The following is a 19,890-nucleotide window of genomic DNA, read 5'->3' on the forward strand; positions in this document are numbered from 1 at the left end:
CACATTTACCATAATACCACACTTATAAAAAATAGTAAATTTATTATTTTAAATTAGTAGAAATATAGTGCATTACAATACCCGCTGCTATAGAGACATTTAAACTCTCTGCTCGTCCAGGCATTGAGATTTTAAGTAAATTATTTACTTTCGATAATATTTCCTCACTTACTCCTGCACCTTCATTACCAAAAACAACCGCAACTTTTCCTGTAATATTGTCTAGCTGTTCTATATACTTATCCGCTTTTAAACTAGTAGCAAAAATATTAAATTCGTGCATTTCATCTATTAATTCAACTAAATCTATATTATCAAAGCAATCTATATGAAAGTTGCTCCCTTGTGTACTACGGATAACTTTTTGTCCATATAAACTTGTAGTACCTTTTCCAAGAATAATACAGTCGAAGTTGAATGCATCTGCAGTTCTAATAATCGTTCCTAAATTACCTGGATCTTGAATTTTATCCAAAATAAGAACTTTACTATAGTTATTAATATCTAACTCTTTTTTTACGATGCGACATACCGCTATAATTCCCTGTGAAGTTATTGTGTCAGATATACTCTTCAAGACACTATCAGTGACTTTTATTAAATCACCTTCAAAAGAATCTACTATATTATATTCTTCAAAGCTTTCTGAAACAATTATTTCTTCTACTACTTTTGCATCTAAAGCTTCTTCTACAAGGTGTTTACCTTCTATTAAATATCTGCCGTATTTTTTTATATTTTTATTCTCTTTTAATTTTTGAATATCTTTAATTCTTTTATTACTTGCTGATGTTATCATTTTTTCTCCAATTAATTTATTTTGTATTTTTAGCATTCATACTAATTATAATCAATGTTGAACAAATTTTCAAATTATGATATAATTCACTTACAGATATTATAATAAAAAGGAGTTCATTATGTCATCATTTTTACTATCAACAATAGTTTTAGTGGTTGTTTTAGGAGCAGTAGGACTATTTAATTACTTCAGATTAAAAGGCGCTGTGACGAAACTTCCTTATGAAGAATTTAGAAAAGATCTTAGAAAAGTTCAATTAATCGACGTTAGAGAGAAAGAAGATTTCAAATACGCTCACATCAACGGTGCTCGTAATATGCCTTCTTCTCAATTCAATTTCTTATATACATCTTTAAGAAAAGACCAACCTATTTATCTATGTGATAAAAACGGAACTTTAGCTCCGCGTGCTGCTTTAACTCTTAAAAAGAATGGTTATACAAACGTTTATATGCTAAAAAATGGTCTTCAAGATTGGAAAGAAAACCTTAAAACAAAACGTTAATTTTTATGTACCTAGTTTATTTATAAAGCTAGGTACTTTTAATTTATATAGAAATAAAGTCTATACACGATTTATTTACACTTTACACAGGCTATTCCCTATTGAATACTAGAATATTTTATGGTATTATTATCCTTAAATAATCCATATGGAGGTCTACTAATGACTAAATATTATTATGATCCTAGAAATAATCGTGGCTATATCCCTGGTAGATATGTTAACAAAGTGGTATTCTTATTAATCACTTTCTTTTTTGGACATTTCGGAATTCAATATTTCTACATCGGAAAAAACTTTAAAGGACTACTGTGCTTACTATTTTGTTGGACTTTCATTCCATCAGTCATAGCAGTTTTTACTTTTGTAGTGACGTTATTCAAGCCAACAAATGAACATGGTGATATATTTATACACTATTAAAAAATCAAGGTTAAAAAATTTTTAACCTTGATTTTTTTCTATTTATATTTAACTTAACAATTTGGAATTATTCCATGAAGCCTTTTAGTTTATTAAGTTTAGAAGGGTGTTTTAATTTTCTAATTGCTTTTGCTTCGATTTGACGAATACGTTCACGAGTCACCCCAAACGCACTACCTACTTCTTCTAAAGTATGAGTCTTACCATCTTTTAGACCAAAGCGTAATTTCAGTACGTTTTCTTCACGGTCAGTAAGTGTTTCTAGTATCTCTTCTAGTTGTTCTTTTAAAAGTTCATTTGCAGCGTGCTCTACTGGAGATTGAGCTTCTTTATCTTCGATAAAATCTCCTAAATGTGAATCATCCTCTTCCCCGATTGGTGTTTCTAAAGAAACTGGCTCCTGAGCTATTTTTAAAATCTCACGAACTTTTTCTGGAGTCATATTCATTTTCTTAGCGATTTCTTCAGGTTTTGGTTCACGTCCTAAATCTTGAAGTAATTGTCTTTGAATACGAATTAGACGGTTAATAGTCTCAACCATATGAACCGGGATACGGATAGTTCTAGCTTGGTCTGCGATAGCGCGGGTGATTGCTTGACGAATCCACCAAGTTGCATATGTAGAAAATTTGAATCCTTTTGAGTAGTCGAATTTTTCTACCGCTTTGATTAATCCCATATTACCTTCTTGGATTAAATCTAAGAATAACATTCCACGTCCAACATAACGTTTAGCAATACTTACAACAAGACGCAAGTTAGCTTCAGCTAAATCTTTTTTAGCTTGTTCTTTTTCTTCTTCAGTTCCTGTTTCAATAATTTTAGAAAGTTCTAATTCTTTTTCTTTTGATAATAGAGGTACTTTCCCGATTTCTTTTAAGTACATTCTTACAGGGTCATTAGTTCTAATTCCTGCTGGAACAGATAAATCTTCTAAGTCTAACTCTTCTTCCTCTTCTTCTTCATGGTTAGCATTAATTAAAATAATATCTTCATTATTTAATTCCTCATAGAAATCATCCATTGCTTCTGAAGAAATATCCAATTTTGATAAAGCATCTACGATTTCTTCTTGAGTTAACTCACCTTGTTTTTTTCCTTTTTCTAACAATTCTTTTTTAATTGTTTCAAAATCTTTTACTTTCTTAGCCATGTTCTTCTCCTTTATTTCTTATATTTTTTTAACTTTAATAGTAATTCTTTTTGAGTTTCAGTATCCATTTCTTGAATAGCCACTCTAAGTCTATCTTTTATTTCTTTTAATGTCATTTCTTTATTTGAAAAATAGATTATATAATCACCTACAACATCAGCTGTTGGATTTTCTTCAATTAGAAAATCTGTTTCATCTATATATGTTGCAAGCCGTACTACTTCATCATCATCAATACTGTGAATAAATTTATGGATATGGAATTCTAAATTGTTATTATAATATATTACCAAATAATCCATTAAGTTTACAAAAGCTTCTTGAGGAAATTGACATTTTTCTAAGTCATTATATTTTTCTACAAATAATGATCTATCGACAAAAAAGTATTTAAATAATTTACACATTTTCTTGTCGTAATTTGTTGTTCTAAACAACAGTTCTGGGTTTGTCGGCACCACCCACTCTACTGCTGCTTTCTTCCTTTTCACATTCACCTTACCTAATTCTTTAAGAAGAACTTGTCGTTCAATTCCGAACTCCTCTGCCAAATTAGTAAGCAATATATATTTTAGTGATTCATCTTCTACATAGGCAATATTAACAAGTATTTCGTTTTTATATTTGATACGTTGTTCTATATTTGATTTAGAATCATTTTTACAAAATTCAATTTTATAGTTAATAAAGTGTTCTTTATTATTTCTTAAATAATTTTCAACATCAAAATCAGGATTTTTAGTATTTTTTTCAGTTAAAAATTCATCTAAATCCTTCGCACCTGAAAATTTCAGCTTATAGACATTGTCTGTTGTTTGAATAATTCTGTTTCCAATCTCTATCTGAGCTTTTGAACCCGCTTCATCATTATCTAAACTTAGTGTAATTTTTTTTACAAGTGATAAAACTTCTTTTAATTTATTGTTATCTATATTTGTACCCATCAATGCGACAGCATTCTTCATACCATTTTGATGAGCTTTAATAACATCCATATAACCTTCACATAAAATCACTTCATTTTCTTTAGCTATAAATAAACGTGCATCTGAAAAATTATATAAAACTGTTCTTTTTTCAAAAATTTTCGTCTCATGCGTATTGTAGTATTTTGGAACATTCTTATCCGAAGACATTGTTCTTCCCGAAAATGCTACAACTTGATTTTGGTTATTTTTTATAGGGAACATTACTCTATCTTTAAAGACATCATAATAATCTCCATTATCATTTTTTCCTAGCAATCCCGCTTCAACCATTAAATCCAAATTAATTTTATTCGAATTAAAGAAATTTAAAGCAATATTATTATCTCGAGGAGCATATCCAAGATTAAAATGTTTAATAACATCTTCACTTAATCCCCTATCTAATAAATATTTAAGTGCGTCTTCTGCTTCTTTCGTATTTAGTAGAATATAATTATAATAATCCGCTAAAAGTCTGTGTCCATAATACATTATATCAAGTTCATTATTTAAATCGTAACTCTCTTCTTTATTATTATTTGACTCTATATCCAGTCCTAACCTTGTTCCTAGCTTTACGATTGCTTGATTATATGTAATATTTTCTATTAACGATACAAATTGAAATATATTTCCACCTTTACCGCATCCGAAACAATGGGCTATTTTTTTCTCAGATGAGACAGTAAAAGATGGTGTCTTCTCATTGTGAAATGGACATAATCCTAAGTAATTTTGCCCGCGTTTTTCTAATTTTACGTATTCACTAACGAGACTAACTATATCAATATTATCAAAAATATAGTCAATATCCTGTTTAGATATTTTTGCCACCTTGTGCTCCTCCTTTTTTGCTAACCATCAAAATTTAATGAAAAGATTATTTCCCAACACTAATTATAACATAAACTAAATTATTTTAATATAGTTTGTTTAAATATTTGTAGAAGTACACTAACAATGAAAACTACTAATCTATTATTTTTGATTATGAATGTTTTATAAATTATTAATCTTCTAAATTAAATAATTTTTACTATACAGTTTTATCAAGAGTTTCAATTATTTTTAAAAATCATTTTATTAAATCTTCATTCCTTTCGTTTATTAATTTTATTCAATTCTAACAACTTAATTATATAAGAAAACCATTAGAAAATATTCTAAATTATTACTAATTTAATACAAAACTATAAGCTTATAGCATTTTATTAGGTTTTAGGTTATAATATGATTATCATTTAAAAAAGGAGTATTAAAGTGAAAGTAATTATAGTCGGTGGTGGTAAGGTCGGTGAACTTCTTTGCGCTGATTTTTCTAACACATTTGATGAAGTAACAATTATCGACACAAATGAACGACGTGTTGAAAAGCTCGTTGAAACATATGATATTAAGGGATTAGTAGGTAATGGTGCGAATTCTGACATATTATTAGAAGCTGATGCAGCTAACGCCGATATGTTTATATCTGTTACTACTAGTGATGAAATAAATATGATTTCGTGCATAGCAGCTAAACAGATTGGAGCAAAATATACAATTGCGAGAATACGGAACCCAGAATATTCTAAAACAAAAGAATTCATAAAACAATCTCTAGGAATAGACCTAATGGTTAATCCTGAATACGAAGCAGCAAAACAAATTTTCTATATGCTGAAATATCCAACAGCAATAAAAGTAGAAAGTTTTTCTAACAATAAATTCAATATCTTAGAAGTAATAATTAATGAGAACAGCATACTTAATGGGGTATCTCTAATAGAAAGTAAAAAATACATCGATTTTCCATCACTAGTTTGTTTAGTTGAGAGAAAAGGAGATGTCTTTGTACCTCGCGGTAACTATATTTTTAAAGTTGGAGATAAAGTTCATATCACCGCTTCTAATAAAAATCTTAAAAACTTCTATAAGTTATTAGGAAATAAAGAAAATCTTGAGAAAAAGGTAACATCTTCTTTAATTATAGGTGCAGGAAAAATCGCTCACTACTTAGTTGAATTTTTACAAAAAGTATCATTCTATACTAAAGTTATCGAAATTGATAAAGAAAAAGCCATATCCCTAAGTGAAACCTTCCCAGAAATTGATGTTATCTGGGCTGACGGTAGTGATAGAGACACATTAATTGAGGAAGGTATCCAAACATTTGATAGTTGTATTTCTCTTACAGGTCTTGATGAAGAGAATATTATAATTAATCTATATGCACATAAGCTTGGTATTAAGAAAACTGTTGCTAAAGTGAATCGTGCATCTCTTAAACAAATAGCTGAAGATATTGGTCAATATTCATACATCACACCAAAAGAAATAGTTGGAAATATAATAAAAAAATATACAAAATCCCTGCAATGTAGTCGATTTTCTGATATAGAAAGCTACTATCGCATAGCTAACAGTAAAGCCGAAGTTATAGAGTTTAAAATAACAAGTGATAATGCTAAAGTTATAGGAACTAAACTTAAGGATTTAGCTATAAATGATAACATGCTTATCGCATTTATCATTCGTAATAATAAACAAATCTTCCCGAATGGTGAAGATGAAATTAAAGTAAATGATAATGTTGTTGTTGTAAGTTATGGAAATAAACTTGAACATATCGATGATATTCTTGCAAGGAGGTAACCTATGAATTTTAAAATGGTTTTTAACGTCGTTGGGAAAATGCTAATGCTCTTAGCGGCACTATTAATTCTTCCTACAATCGTATCATTAATTTATGACGAACAACTTCGCGTTACAATTTCTTTTTTTAGTACAGTTATTGTATGCTTTCTATTATCAGTAATAATTCATTATTTAACAAAAGATGTAACTGAACGTGATTTCTACAAGAGAGAAGGATATGTAATAGTAACTTTAACATGGGTTATCTTTTCTCTGTTAGGGGCACTTCCATTCTATTTATCTGGAGAAATACCACACTATATTGACAGTTTATTTGAGACAGTTAGTGGCTTTACGACTACAGGCTCAACTATATTACAGGATATTGAATCTTTATCCAAAAGTCTATTATTCTGGCGTAGTTTTACACATTTTATAGGAGGTATGGGGGTTATTGTCTTCGCGCTTGCAATTCTTCCACGATCTCCACACACCATTCATATAGCTAAGGCAGAAGTTCCTGGCCCATATTTTGGTAAAGTGGTATCATCTATGAAGCAAACAGCAATATACCTTTATGGTATTTATATTGCATTAACAATCATATTATTCTTCCTACTATTGCTAGGTGGAATCGGAATATTCGATAGTATTAATCTAGCATTTTCTACAGCGGGAACTGGAGGGTTTGCTGTAAGAAACGCGGGTATCGCATATTATAATAGTACTTATATTACAGTTGTTATTGCTATTTTTATGCTAATATTCTCTATGAATCTTAGTTTAATATATTTTGTAGTCTTTAAAAGATACTTTAAAGTACTAAAAAGTGAAGAATTACGTTGGTTTTTTGGAATGATATCTATTCTATCTATAATAATGTTTTTAGATATTTATCGTTCGTATGATACACCTAACCACAGTTTACTAGATGTATTCTTCACAGTTTCATCAGTTGTCTCGACTACAGGATTCACCTACAACGATTTTAATATTTGGCCTGTATTTTCTAAAATGATTATACTTATTCTTATGATAGTTGGAGGTTGTACTGGTGGTACTGCAGGAGGAATTAAGATTCCACGATTAATTTTCTTTGTAAAAAATGCGAAGCAAAGTATAAGTAAAGCTCTAAATCCAAGAAAAATTGCTATGTTCAAGATAGATGGAAAAGTAGTAAAAGACACTGCACCATTATCTAATTACCTGCTATTATTTGGCTTTGTGTATGTTATTATTTTGTTCTTAATAACATTCCAAATAAACGACTTTGAAGATGCAATTTCTTTAACTGTCACATCAATTAGTAATGCTGGGCCTGCGTTTAATCACTATGGTCCTATGAGTAACTTTTCACAGATTCCATATTTTACAAAAACAATCCTGTCTGTTTCAATGTTACTAGGGCGTTTGGAATTAATGCCATTAATAGTATTCTTCTCTGCAAATACATGGAAAAAACGTAGAAAAAGATTAAGAGAAAATCAAAGAATTACTAATAACTTCATTGAATAATATACTGGTAGAAATTACTCAAAAATCATAATTTTCGAGTAATCTATTTTATCGAGTCACCCTCATTTTTATCAATCAATACAAAAAGACGAGTTCTACTTATAGATCTCGTCTTTTATCATTGAAACTATCTCTTGAATTTCTTCATTGATTCTTTCATCTAGTTCTTCTTTAGTAATTAATTCATCATTATGCGCTTCTGTATACCCTAATATTATACCTAAAGAATTCTTAACATTGTGCAACATAATTTTTTTCTTCTGTTCATTTTTATCCAATTCTGAACTTCTTTTATAAATCATAAATATATTTAAAAATACAAAAAATGTTAAAGGCAGGAAAAATATTTTAATATGTATTGCGGCAATAAGAAATACTACTATTAATACATTTACAGTTATGAAACTAATCATATTTTTCATGATATAAACTATAAACCTCTTTTTTATTTATGCCATATTCTTTAGCAGTATTTTTAATAGCTTCTGATTTTTTTTCACCACTTTGGACTTTTTGATAGATTATTTCTATAATATCATCAAGATTAAGGTCTGTTATTTCTTCATCCTTTGATGGAGAAATAATAACAACAAATTCCCCTTTTTCCTTAATTTCTCCACCTAACATATCTAATATTACGCTAGCTTCATATGTTTCGATTTGTTCAAACATCTTCGTAAGTTCTCTCGCCACTGCAATTTTTCTTGTTGGTGAAATTTTAACAATCTCTTCAACTAAGTTTTTTACCCTATGTGGACTTTCATATAAAATACCAGTTGTCTTTAAGTTTAAAATAATTTCTAACTTTTGCTTAAGTTCCTTACTTTTTCTCGGTAAGAACCCATAGAAAGTATAATTGTAAGATTCTATACCGCTAGCAACCAGTGCAGTAAGTCCCGCATTAGCACCTGGTAAAGCTACAACATCTAGTCCTGCAGTTTTTACCTTCTCTACAAGTACATACCCTGGATCTGAAATACATGGCATTCCTGCGTCAGTTACCAATGCTATATCTAATCCTTCTTCTAAGTATTCTATTATTTTATCACTCATTTTATCTTCATTATGCTCGTGATAACTAAGTAGTTTTTTACCCTTCACTTCATAATGATTCAATAACTTCTGAGTATTTCTCGTGTCTTCACAAGCTATTATATCCGCTTCTTTTAGCACTCTTAGTGCTCTTAATGTAATATCTTCCAAATTACCTATTGGTGTTCCCACTAAATATAACATAGTTATTTTTCCTTTATTTTAATATTAAATTCTTTTATTTTTTGCCTTTTTTCTGTATTTAAATTAAGTAAAATATACTCTTCTTTACTACTACGAGTTCGTTTTTTAAATAGACTTTCTGCACTCGTAGCTTCACTTTTCGTCTTAAATTCTTCAAAATATATAAGTTTTACAGGTACTCTTACCCTCGTATATTTTGCACCTTTTTTTGCATTATGAGTTTTTATCCTTCTAACAATATCTGTTGTATATCCAGTATACCAAGTTTTGTCGCAACACTCAACTACATACATAAAACTACTCATAAATACCATACACTTTCTTCATCTCATCTGTATAACTACCATCTTCATTATAAATATAGAATGGTTGTTCAACTTTAATATCGCTAACTTTCGAGATACTTCCTTCTATTAATACTATCTTACTATTCTCACTTGAAGGCTTACTATATACAAACCTTATTCTCTTAATTGCTAGTCCATTTTTCTCACATTCAGAGATAATATCACTTATTCTATAAGTTCTATGAACCAATGCAAATTTCCCGTTTTGTTTAACTAAATATCTAATCGCCTGGATTATATCACTAAGATTACATAGTAATTCATGACGTGAAATATTGTGATTAAACTTTTCTCGTTGATTTGGCATATTCTCAACGGGAAAATACGGCGGATTACAGATCACATAGTCGAATGTTGATGGTTTATAATATTCTTTGACATTTTTTATATCACCACTTCGTACTGCTACATTAGTAATTTCATTTAACTCTAAACTTTTTTTACTCAGTTCAACTAAGTCTTCTTGAATTTCTAACATTTCAATTTTGGCATCTGACTTTTCTCTAAGAATTATTGAGATACCACCATTCCCACTGCAAAGTTCTATAATATTTTTCTTAAAACTTCTCGGCACATTGGCAAAATATGGTAATAGAAAAGAGTCCGTTGACATACTATAATGATCAACTTTTTGTAATATTTTAAAATTTTTAGAAACTGTATCAACTCTTAAATTATCTTCCATACTAACCTCTTGTTAAAAATTCTAATTTATTGTTATCTAATAAAATAGTAAAAGCGAATTTTTCCAGCACCAATGTTGCATTAACATTTCCATTTAAATCTGCTTGTGCTTGAAGTATTTTTTCCTGTACCTTACTAATATTAACAACATCACTTGCGATTTCATCACTATAACTTTTAGAAACTTTCATACTTAAATAATTGAAAAACTCTACCACTTCATCTTTAGATTTTAATTTTTCTAATAGATAAATATTAGCAAGATGCGGTTTTCTCATATATCTTTTTACATATTCATTAGTAATAGCAATTAACTCTTCATTCTGTTCAATTTCAATATGTTCACTATGCCCTATTAGTTTAACTTGTTGACAACGCGAAATAATAGTTGGTAATATAGCACTAATATTTTTACAACTAAGAATAGCTATAATATCATCTTCAGGTTCTTCTAAAAATTTAAGTAAGCTGTTTGCTGCTTGCTCAGTCATTTTTTCTATATCTTTTATCCAGTATATCTTCTTACCGTAAAATGATTTAACACTCAAATCAGATTTTAATGTTTGGATTTCATCTTTCTTTATCGAAGTTTCACTTGATAATTTATAAAAATCAACATAATTCCCATGATTTATACTATTGCAGTTTTTACAATTTTCACAACTATAAAATTCTTTATCTTTATTTTCTAAACAAAAAATTGCTTTAACAAAACTCAAAATAAACTCATCAGAATATAAACTATCCTCACCTACTATTAAATAGGCATGGGATAGTTTATCTGTTTTTAATGTATTTGTTAAAGATTTTATTACAATTGTATCTTTACTAAAGTTCATTGTTTAAAAATCCTTCCAATATAGCAAGTGCTTTTTTCTGCACATTCTCGTATGTATCACTTGCATCAATCACCTTAATACGTTCGGTATTTTCTCTTGAAAGATCATCATAACCACGTTTGACATTTTTGTAAAAATCTAGGCTTTCTTGATCCATTCGGTTATTATCATCTCTGTTTTTTGTACGCGCTAGTCCAACTTCAACATCTACACAGAAATATAGTGTCAAATCCGGTTCAAGATTATCTGTTGCATATGAATTTATATTTAAAATATCTTGTTTAGAAAGTCCTCGACCATAAGATTGGTAAGCAACTGAACTATCTACAAAACGATCACAAATTACAATATATCCATCATTTACATGTGGTAATATTTTTTTTACAATATGATCACGTCGACTAGCACAAAACAGTAAACTTTCAGTTTTAGCATCAATATCATTTGAACTATCAAAAAGTAGTTCTCGGACTTTCTCGCTAAACTCTGTTCCACCAGGCTCACGTGTTGTTATAACTTTATATCCCTTTTCTTTCAAATACTCTGTAGCAAAGTTGATAAAGCTCGTTTTACCTGAACCATCTGAACCTTCTACTGTTATGAATTTACCTTTCATTTGAATAACCTTTCTTCTATATGTAATTACTTATTCATAAATTGAGAAATTCTTTCAACAGCTTCTTTTATATTTTCCATGCTTGTTGCATAACTAATTCTAAAGAAGTCATTATAAGCTTTCCCAAATGCTGTCCCAGGAATAACCCCAACACGAGCCTCTTTCGCTAATAATTTACAAAACTCCATCGCTCCAAGTTCTCTATATTCCGCTGGAATTTTGGCAAAGATATAAAATGCTCCATCAATTTCAGGGATTTCAAAACCTAATTCGCGAAGTCTTGGAACCATATAATCTTTTCTTTCTCTATAAGTTTCAATCATATGATTATTATATTTATCTACATTTTCATCTGTTAAAGCTACTACAGCAGCATCTTGAATAAATGTTGGAGCTCCAGATACTGTAAACAGATGGAAAACACCGATTTTTCTAATCATCGCTTGAGGAGCTGCGACAAATCCAATACGCCATCCAGTCATAGCATGAGATTTTGATAATCCACTGATTAGAACTGTTTGTTCTGGAATAAACTCAGCTAATGATGTGTGTTTATAGTTATATGTAATATCTCCATAAATTTCATCACTAAGTACAAAAATATCATATTTTCCTAATACATCAGCAATCTCTTTAACTTCTTCTCTAGTATAAGAAACACCACTTGGGTTGTTTGGATAGTTGATTAAAATTGCTTTTGCATCTTTATTCTCTTCTAGAGCTTTTTCTAAATCACTTGGACGAACTTTAAAGCCATTATCAGCTGTGTCAATGAATTTAATATTACATTTATTTAGAATACCTACTCCCTCATAAGCTGAGAAGTATGGTGTTACTACTAAAATAGTATCCCCTTGGTTTGTAACAGCAGAGATAGTATGTTCTATCGCCGCAGAAGCACCAATAGTTACGATAACTTCATCTGAACTATATTTTAAATTATATCTCTTCTCTAAGTTTTTAGCCCACGCTGCTCTTAATGGCTCAATACCATTGTTCACTGAATAGTGTGTTCTATTATTATCTAAAGCAACTTTCGCAGCTTCTTTAACCTCTTCAGCAGTATCAAAGTCAGGCTCTCCTAATGTTAACTTGATAATTCCTTCAATCGTTGAAGCAAATGCATCAAATTCTCTAATTGGAGATCCTGTAAGATTTGCTAAAGACGTGTTAAATTTGTTTTCTAATGATTTTTTAATTTCCATATAAATATCTACCTTCCTTTAAAATTAGGTACATTGTTAATATAACATTTCTAATATTGTAACATATTTTCAACAAAAATTAAATTAGTATCTTAAAATATCAAAGTGAAAAATTAACAATGAATACATAATATTTTATAGTATTTTCATTAAATTTTCAAGATGAAATATCGGATATTTTTTATAAAAATTCAGAAAACTTAAAGAAAAGTATTGAAAAATGACTTGATTAGTATTATAATATTTCTAACACATTTAAAAATTAATTGTTTTAAAAGATAAGGAGAAATATAATTATGACAAAACTAACAGTAAATGATATCAGAGTAGAACTTACAACTACTCCAAAAGAAAAAACACCCGACGATAAACTAGGATTTGGTACAGTCTTTACAGACCATATGTTCGTTATGGATTGGTCTTCTGATAAAGGTTGGTATGATCCACGTATCGTACCTTACGGACCTATTCCAGTTTCACCTGCTCTAAACGTATTACACTATGGACAAAGTGTTTTCGAAGGTATGAAAGCATATAATGCTAATGGAGAAGCAGTTTTATTCCGTCCAGAACAAAACTTCAAACGTTTAAATAAATCTTCAGATCGTATCGCTTTACCTGAGCTAGATGAAGAATTTGCATTAGCAGCTCTTAAAAAATTAATCTCTATCGATAAAGAATGGATCCCCAAATCAGAAGGTACTTCTTTATACGTTAGACCATTCCTATACGGTGCAGAAGAAGCTCTAGGAGTTCACCCGAATAACGAAGTTAAATTCGTAATTATCTTATCACCATCAGGAAGCTACTTCAAAGCAGGTTTACAACCAAACAAAATCTTCGTAGAACACGAATATGTACGTGCTGTTCGTGGTGGATTCGGATTCGCTAAAACAGCTGGTAACTACGCTGGATCGCTAAAAGGTCAAAAGAAAGCACAAGAACTTGGTTACTCTCAATCACTATGGCTAGATGGAGTTGAACAAAAATACATCGAAGAAGGTGGAGCTATGAATATCTTCTTCAAAATTGATGGAACATTCGTTACTCCTGAATTAAATGGTTCTATCCTTCCAGGTATCACTCGTGCTTCAGTATTAGAATTACTTAAATCACTAGGTGAAAAAGTTGAAGAAAGAAAACTATCACTTGAAGAAGTATATGAAGCTTACGATAATGGAAAACTTGAAGAAGTATTCCTATGTGGTACTGCAGCAGTAATCGCTCCAGTTGGTGAATTATTCGATGGTACTAAAAAATTAGAACTTATCACAGATAACAAACCTGGAGAATGGACTCAAAAAATCTATAACCTACTTACTGGTATCCAATTAGGTAAAGTTGAAGATAAATTCGGTTGGGTTGTAAAAGTAGAAGACTAATATGAATAAAAGATTCCAAGTTTAATAATTTGGAATCTTTTTTATATTATCTTATATACTTTTGTTTTAAATCTGTTATATATAATTGATGCTAACAGATATCACTTTTAAGTAAATAAAAAATGAAGTATGGAATTATCTCCTACTTCATTTTTTTATTATTTAAAGGATTTTAAGTTTTCTCTATAATTTTATTTTTTATAAGCAAATGTATAAAGGGCAGAAACTAGAGTAACAGCTCCTACAAAGTTACCTAAAAATACTGTTCCCATGTTTTGAACAAATTGTAAAACTGAGATATTTGCACCTTCAAACATTGCAGCTGGGATTGCGAACATGTTCGCAACCAAGTGTTGGAATCCAATAGCAACGAAAGTCATAATTGGGAACCATACACCAAACATTTTACTACCTACGTCTTTAGCCGCGAAGTTTAACCATACTGCCATACCTACTAGCCAGTTACAACCTACAGCTGAGAAGAATACTTGCCAGAATGTTAAGTATACTTTTGATTCACCAGCTGAAATAGTTTTAGCTGCAATAGAACCACCAGTTAAACCAGTTAAATGTCCTAAGAAATAAGCAATAACTAGAGAACCAACAAGGTTTGCAAATGTAATAACAACCATGTTTTTAGCCAATAGTTTAAAACTAATTTTCTTATTAAACCAAGCAACAGTTACAGCCATCATATTACCTGTAACTAATTCTCCACCACCAACTAAAATACAAATAAGTCCAATTGGGAAAACAGATGCTCCAAGTAATGCTCCAATTCCACCAAATTCTTTAGGAATTGATCCTGATACACGAAGTAAGGCTAAAAAACCTACCCCTATAAATGCCCCACCTAAGAATCCTAAACTTAACATATATTTAAGGCTTGCAGTTGCTTTAGCAGTACCTTTTTTAATTGTAAGTTCATAAACTTCTTGAGGCTCTAAAAATGCTTTAGATTCTACAGTGTTTGTCATAATAACACTCTCCTTAAAAATTTATAATAATTACATAGATATTATCTTTCTACATCTACAATAAAGATTATACAATAACATCGATATTTTTTCAACCCTGTTTTAATACAGATATTATTAAAATATTTATAATTTAACAAACTAAATCATTCTGTAGTTTATTAAATAATTCAAAAAAATTTTTATTTGAGTTCCATTGGAAAATAACAACTACATGAAATAAAGCGTTTCCTAATAGTGAGTATTATTTAATATTTTAACTATTCTTTTTATAAGCCAATGTATATAACTCTGCAACAAGTATTTCTCTACCTAAAAAGTTTCCTAAAAAAATTACAAAAAAATTATATATCAATTTTATTAGTATAATATTTGCACCCAAAAATATTGAAGCTTGATAACAAACATATTTGCTACAACACATAGAAATCTTACAGCAACAAATGTCATAATTGGGAACCAGGTACTAAATTTTTTCCACCTATATCTTTTGCACATGCACCCATTACAACTAGCCAATTACATACAATTCCAGAGAATAATTCTTACCAAAATGTAGCATTTACTTTTCATTCTGTAGTTGCCAATGTCTAAGAAAAAGTTTTCCCTTCAGTATGTTCTATTACACACACTAAAAAGTATGCTACAAAAACTACTCCAACTAAATTTGTAAATGTGATAATTATTAAATTCCTCACAAGCATGTATAACCTATCTTTTTATAAAAAAATGTTAAAGTAACTCAATCATGTTACTAATAATTAACTATCCTCTTCCAACCAAAATGTATACTAATCCAATCGAAAATACTACCGCAGCTAGTAATACAGCTAATCTATCAAATTCAAGTGATATTAAACCGGCTATTCTTAAGTAAGCAAGGTATCTAACGGCTATAAACAAAACTAAACTTAATATATATTTTAAGCTACCTAACACCTTTACTAATCCTTTCTTACTAGAATATTCATATAGATCATATAGCTCTAAATAAGTCTTTGTATGCTTTACATCAATCATAGTTTTCTCATTATTTTTTCAATTATTATATAATAAATATTTTCTCCTAATACATCTATTTAATATTATTTAAATTATATACCCTTATTTTTATTTTTAAAGTTTAAATCGGCAAATATTTATCACTACTTGTTATAACTATACTAACATTGAATATTTCATTTCTTAAACATCTTAGGATAATAAAAACTTTTATAGAGTTTTTTATATTTATCTACTACCAAGTTTATTGTTTTTTTATCTATATCTTAAAATTTGATTTTAAATACCATCTTGAATATAAACTACTAACTGAATTCATATAAAAAAGCGATTGGATAATTCCAATCGCTTAGTTTACTATCTTGCAACCTTAACTGCTCTAACCTCACGGATAACATTAACTTTAATGTTTCCAGGGTATTGCATCGTTTCTTCGATTTTATTTTTAACTTCTTTGGCAATTTTGTATGTTTTTGTATCATCTACTTCTTCTGGATTTACAATCACACGAATCTCACGACCCGCTTGAATAGCAAATGTTTTTTCTACACCTTTGTGCTCATTTGCAATTTCTTCAAGTTTTTGTAGACGTTTAATATAATTCTCTAATGACTCTCTTCGAGCTCCTGGACGTGATGCAGAAAGTGCATCCGCTGTGGCAACAATGACAGAAATTGGATTTGTTGGTTCTGTATCACCATGGTGCGAAGCAATCGCATTAACAACAATTGCATTCTCTTTATACTTAAGTGCTAAAGCTACACCAATTTCAACGTGTGAACCTTCAACTTCATGATCAAGTGCTTTACCGATGTCATGTAGTAAACCTGCACGACGAGCTGTTGCGACATCTAAGTCTAACTCAGCTGCGATAAGTCCAGAAATATATGCTACTTCCATAGAGTGTTGTAGTCCATTTTGGCCATAACTTGTTCTATATTTTAACTTACCAACGATTTTTACTAAATCTGGATGCATATTGTGGATTCCAAGGTCGAATGTAGCTTGTTCACCTGCATCACGAATAACTTGATCAATGTTCTTACGTGCTTTATCAACAGCTTCCTCAATTTTAGATGGGTGAATACGACCATCATCAATAAGTGATTTAATCGCAGTTTTTGCAATCTCACGACGTATTGGATCATATCCAGAAAGGATTACTGCTTCTGGAGTATCATCAATAATTAAATCTACCCCTGTTAATGTTTCTAAAGTACGAATATTTCTTCCTTCACGACCGATGATACGACCTTTCATATCATCACTTGGAAGATCTACAACAGATACAGTAGTTTCACTTACTACATCTGTAGCAAAACGTTGCAATGATTGAACAATAAGTTCTTTTGCACGTTTATCAGCAACGTTTTTCGCCTCTAGTTCTTTATTTCTTATATATATTGCCATGTCTTTAGCCATATCAGTCTCAACTGCGGCCATAATCTCTTCACGAGCTTGTTCTTCTGTTAAGTTTGCAATTCTTTGCAACTCTGTTTCTTGTTGAATTTTAAGTTGATTAACCTCACTACTTTTCTCTTCAAGAAGTTGAGATTTTTCTTCCAATTTCATCTCTCTAGAACTTAATAACTCATCTTTCTTATTTAAAAGTTCAGTTTGACGTTCTAATGAAGATTCTTTTTGAACGATTCTATCTTCTTGTCTTTGAATATCTTGTTTTTTAAATTCTGCTTCTTTATTAGCTATGTTAATTATCTCTTCAGCTTCTTTCTTAGCTATAGTAGTTTCTTTTTCAACTATGTATCTAGCTTCTTTTCTCGCTTCTCCAATAATATGATCAGCATCTTGCTTAGATAATTCTAATTTCTTTTGAATAGAATTTTTTGAAATAATATATCCAAATGAAAGTCCAACAAGTAAAGCTGCAACACTGATTATTCCATAAATCATTTTGCAACCTCTTTCTATTTTGAAAAATTTTTTATTATGATATAACAACTAGTCGATAATTAAAATACGAACGAATTGCCACATACCATAAATACAATTCTACACTACCTATAGTAAAAAGTCAATAGTTCACTCAGGGAAAATCCCAGTTTTCAAAAACTTTTCTTCTATATAATATAGTTTATAAATTTCTTTTCAAATTATAGCTTTTATTATCTATTATTTTGATTTCCTACTTGAATTTTAGCCGTCTTAATTGTATTATTTTATTATCTACTCAATAAAAGTAGAATTATTTTTACTAAAAATAATTTTTTTTAAAAAAACTTATTAAAATACTTGCAATTACTTATCCAGTGTGATATTATATTCAAGTATGTAAAAATACAAAACTTGATTGAGTGGGAGAACGAAAAATTCAAAGACGTTCAAATGACCACATCACGAAAAATATATAGGAGGTTTTATCGTGGCTAAAAAAGTTATAAAAGTTGTTAAATTACAAGTACCAGCAGGTAAAGCTAACCCAGCTCCACCAGTTGGTCCAGCGTTAGGTCAAGCTGGTGTAAACATCATGGGATTCTGTAAAGAATTCAATGCTCGTACACAAGACCAAGCAGGATTAATCATTCCAGTAGTAATCTCAGTATATGAAGACCGTTCATTTACTTTCATTACTAAAACACCACCTGCACCAGTATTACTTAAAAAAGCAGCTAAAATTGAAAAAGCATCTTCTGTACCTAACCGTGACAAAGTTGCTACAGTTTCAAAAGCTCAAGTTCAAGAAATCGCTGAACTTAAAATGGCTGACTTAAACGCAGCTTCTGTAGAAGCAGCAATGCGTATGATCGAAGGTACTGCAAGAAGTATGGGTATCTTAATAGGAGAATAGGAGGATAATTATAATGGCAAAAAAAGGTAAAAAATATCTTGAAGCAGCTAAATTAGTAGATTCTTCTAGTCTATACTCTGTAGTAGAAGCAATCGAATTAGCTAAAAAAACAAGCACAGTTAATTTTGACGCAACTGTAGAAGTTGCATTCCGTTTAGGAGTTGACACTCGTAAAAACGACCAACAAGTTCGTGGAGCAGTAGTTCTTCCTAAAGGAACTGGTAAAACTGCTAAAGTTTTAGTTTTTGCTAAAGGTGATAAAGCAGCAGAAGCTGAAGCAGCAGGAGCTGACTACGTAGGACAAGGTGAATACATCACTAAAATCCAACAAGGTTGGTTTGATTTTGACGTAATCGTAGCTACTCCAGACATGATGGGAGAAGTTGGTAAAATCGGTCGTGTATTAGGACCTAAAGGATTAATGCCAAACCCTAAAACTGGTACTGTAACTATGGACGTTACTAAAGCTGTTAATGAAATCAAAGCTGGTAAAGTTGAATACCGTGCTGAAAAAGCTGGTGTTGTTCACACTCCAATCGGTAAAGTTTCATTCTCAACTGAAGACCTAGTTGAAAACTTCAACGCTGTTCAAGACGCTTTAGCTAAAGCTAAACCAGCTGCTGCTAAAGGAACTTACTTCAAATCTGTAGCTGTAACTACAACTATGGGTCCTGGAGTACGTGTTAACACAGCAGAATTCAAATAAGAATTATTAATACAAAGAAGATTTGGTTAACCAAGTCTTCTTTTTTTTGTTCTTTCCCTACCTCACTATAACATAAATAAAAAAGCTATGACTTACACTATTTTCTGT

20 protein-coding genes are annotated in these 19,890 nt (G+C 30.2%); 7 read left to right on the forward strand and 13 right to left on the reverse strand.

The window, feature by feature from the left end:
- Nucleotides 1-43 precede the first annotated feature (43 nt).
- Entirely contained in the window at nucleotides 44-799 is a 756-nt protein-coding gene (locus GEMHA0001_RS05390; protein ID WP_003144799.1) for a TrmH family RNA methyltransferase, read from the reverse strand.
- 121 nt (nucleotides 800-920) lie between these two features.
- Between GEMHA0001_RS05390 and GEMHA0001_RS05395 the strand changes: the two genes are divergently transcribed.
- Nucleotides 921-1,307, forward strand: a complete 387-nt coding sequence (locus tag GEMHA0001_RS05395) for a rhodanese-like domain-containing protein (protein ID WP_003144835.1) — start codon at nucleotides 921-923, stop codon at nucleotides 1,305-1,307.
- 162 nt (nucleotides 1,308-1,469) lie between these two features.
- A complete protein-coding gene (locus GEMHA0001_RS05400; RefSeq protein WP_050767689.1) occupies nucleotides 1,470-1,730 on the forward strand; it encodes a TM2 domain-containing protein in 261 nt (86 codons plus the stop codon).
- 67 nt (nucleotides 1,731-1,797) lie between these two features.
- Here the strand turns inward: GEMHA0001_RS05400 and rpoD are convergent, their stop codons facing one another.
- Together rpoD and dnaG are read right to left on the reverse strand one after the other, a co-directional pair.
- The gene (rpoD, locus tag GEMHA0001_RS05405; RefSeq protein WP_003144809.1) at nucleotides 1,798-2,883 is read right to left on the reverse strand and encodes an RNA polymerase sigma factor RpoD; all 1,086 of its coding nucleotides are present in this window, start codon (nucleotides 2,881-2,883) and stop codon (nucleotides 1,798-1,800) included.
- 11 nt (nucleotides 2,884-2,894) lie between these two features.
- Nucleotides 2,895-4,685, reverse strand: a complete 1,791-nt coding sequence (gene dnaG / locus GEMHA0001_RS05410; RefSeq protein ID WP_003144757.1) for a DNA primase — start codon at nucleotides 4,683-4,685, stop codon at nucleotides 2,895-2,897.
- 426 nt (nucleotides 4,686-5,111) lie between these two features.
- Between dnaG and trkA the strand changes: the two genes are divergently transcribed.
- Both trkA and GEMHA0001_RS05420 read left to right on the forward strand, forming a co-directional pair.
- Nucleotides 5,112-6,485: a Trk system potassium transporter TrkA gene (gene trkA / locus GEMHA0001_RS05415; RefSeq protein ID WP_003144776.1), complete on the forward strand. Its 1,374-nt coding sequence runs from the start codon at nucleotides 5,112-5,114 to the stop codon at nucleotides 6,483-6,485.
- Nucleotides 6,486-6,488: 3 nt separating this feature from the next.
- The gene (locus GEMHA0001_RS05420) at nucleotides 6,489-7,982 is read left to right on the forward strand and encodes a TrkH family potassium uptake protein (protein WP_003144760.1); all 1,494 of its coding nucleotides are present in this window, start codon (nucleotides 6,489-6,491) and stop codon (nucleotides 7,980-7,982) included.
- 95 nt (nucleotides 7,983-8,077) lie between these two features.
- Here the strand turns inward: GEMHA0001_RS05420 and GEMHA0001_RS09215 are convergent, their stop codons facing one another.
- The 7 genes from GEMHA0001_RS09215 to GEMHA0001_RS05455 all read right to left on the reverse strand — a co-directional run bounded on the left by GEMHA0001_RS09215 (nucleotide 8,078) and on the right by GEMHA0001_RS05455 (nucleotide 12,909).
- Entirely contained in the window at nucleotides 8,078-8,284 is a 207-nt protein-coding gene (locus tag GEMHA0001_RS09215) for a hypothetical protein (protein WP_003144802.1), read from the reverse strand.
- A 103-nt stretch (nucleotides 8,285-8,387) separates the two neighbouring features.
- Nucleotides 8,388-9,224, reverse strand: a complete 837-nt coding sequence (gene rsmI / locus GEMHA0001_RS05430; protein WP_224207487.1) for a 16S rRNA (cytidine(1402)-2'-O)-methyltransferase — start codon at nucleotides 9,222-9,224, stop codon at nucleotides 8,388-8,390.
- Nucleotides 9,221-9,532, reverse strand: a complete 312-nt coding sequence (locus GEMHA0001_RS05435) for a GIY-YIG nuclease family protein (RefSeq protein WP_003144822.1) — start codon at nucleotides 9,530-9,532, stop codon at nucleotides 9,221-9,223. Before GEMHA0001_RS05435 ends, rsmI begins: the two co-directional genes overlap by 4 nt.
- On the reverse strand, nucleotides 9,516-10,250 hold the full coding sequence (locus tag GEMHA0001_RS05440; RefSeq protein WP_003144780.1) for a tRNA1(Val) (adenine(37)-N6)-methyltransferase: 735 nt from the start codon (nucleotides 10,248-10,250) through the stop codon (nucleotides 9,516-9,518). The genes GEMHA0001_RS05435 and GEMHA0001_RS05440 overlap by 17 nt, the downstream gene beginning before the upstream one ends.
- A gap of 1 nt (nucleotide 10,251) precedes the next feature.
- Complete coding sequence (locus GEMHA0001_RS05445) at nucleotides 10,252-11,088, reverse strand: DNA polymerase III subunit delta' (protein ID WP_003144854.1); 837 nt, start codon at nucleotides 11,086-11,088, stop codon at nucleotides 10,252-10,254.
- Entirely contained in the window at nucleotides 11,078-11,704 is a 627-nt protein-coding gene (tmk, locus tag GEMHA0001_RS05450; RefSeq protein ID WP_003144843.1) for a dTMP kinase, read from the reverse strand. Before tmk ends, GEMHA0001_RS05445 begins: the two co-directional genes overlap by 11 nt.
- Before the next feature lie 26 nt (nucleotides 11,705-11,730).
- Complete coding sequence (locus GEMHA0001_RS05455) at nucleotides 11,731-12,909, reverse strand: aminotransferase class I/II-fold pyridoxal phosphate-dependent enzyme (protein WP_003144751.1); 1,179 nt, start codon at nucleotides 12,907-12,909, stop codon at nucleotides 11,731-11,733.
- Nucleotides 12,910-13,205: 296 nt separating this feature from the next.
- Here GEMHA0001_RS05455 and GEMHA0001_RS05460 point away from each other — a divergent pair, with 296 nt between their 5' ends.
- A complete protein-coding gene (locus GEMHA0001_RS05460; RefSeq protein WP_003144795.1) occupies nucleotides 13,206-14,291 on the forward strand; it encodes a branched-chain amino acid aminotransferase in 1,086 nt (361 codons plus the stop codon).
- A 191-nt stretch (nucleotides 14,292-14,482) separates the two neighbouring features.
- Here the strand turns inward: GEMHA0001_RS05460 and GEMHA0001_RS05465 are convergent, their stop codons facing one another.
- The 3 genes from GEMHA0001_RS05465 to rny form a co-directional block, all read right to left on the reverse strand.
- Entirely contained in the window at nucleotides 14,483-15,268 is a 786-nt protein-coding gene (locus GEMHA0001_RS05465) for a formate/nitrite transporter family protein (protein ID WP_003144765.1), read from the reverse strand.
- A gap of 765 nt (nucleotides 15,269-16,033) precedes the next feature.
- Nucleotides 16,034-16,288: a hypothetical protein gene (locus tag GEMHA0001_RS09220; RefSeq protein WP_003144791.1), complete on the reverse strand. Its 255-nt coding sequence runs from the start codon at nucleotides 16,286-16,288 to the stop codon at nucleotides 16,034-16,036.
- Between the two features lie 339 nt (nucleotides 16,289-16,627).
- The gene (gene rny / locus GEMHA0001_RS05475) at nucleotides 16,628-18,181 is read right to left on the reverse strand and encodes a ribonuclease Y (RefSeq protein WP_003144815.1); all 1,554 of its coding nucleotides are present in this window, start codon (nucleotides 18,179-18,181) and stop codon (nucleotides 16,628-16,630) included.
- Nucleotides 18,182-18,650: 469 nt separating this feature from the next.
- Between rny and rplK the strand changes: the two genes are divergently transcribed.
- Both rplK and rplA read left to right on the forward strand, forming a co-directional pair.
- Nucleotides 18,651-19,076, forward strand: a complete 426-nt coding sequence (rplK, locus tag GEMHA0001_RS05480; protein ID WP_003144801.1) for a 50S ribosomal protein L11 — start codon at nucleotides 18,651-18,653, stop codon at nucleotides 19,074-19,076.
- A 13-nt stretch (nucleotides 19,077-19,089) separates the two neighbouring features.
- Nucleotides 19,090-19,782 carry a 50S ribosomal protein L1 gene (gene rplA / locus GEMHA0001_RS05485; protein ID WP_003144761.1) on the forward strand — a complete coding sequence of 231 codons (693 nt, stop codon included), beginning with the start codon at nucleotides 19,090-19,092 and terminating at the stop codon, nucleotides 19,780-19,782.
- The last annotated feature ends 108 nt before the right edge of the window (nucleotides 19,783-19,890 follow it).

It is taken from the genome of Gemella haemolysans ATCC 10379 (assembly GCF_000173915.1).
GTDB classification, from domain to species: Bacteria; Bacillota; Bacilli; order Staphylococcales; family Gemellaceae; genus Gemella; species Gemella haemolysans.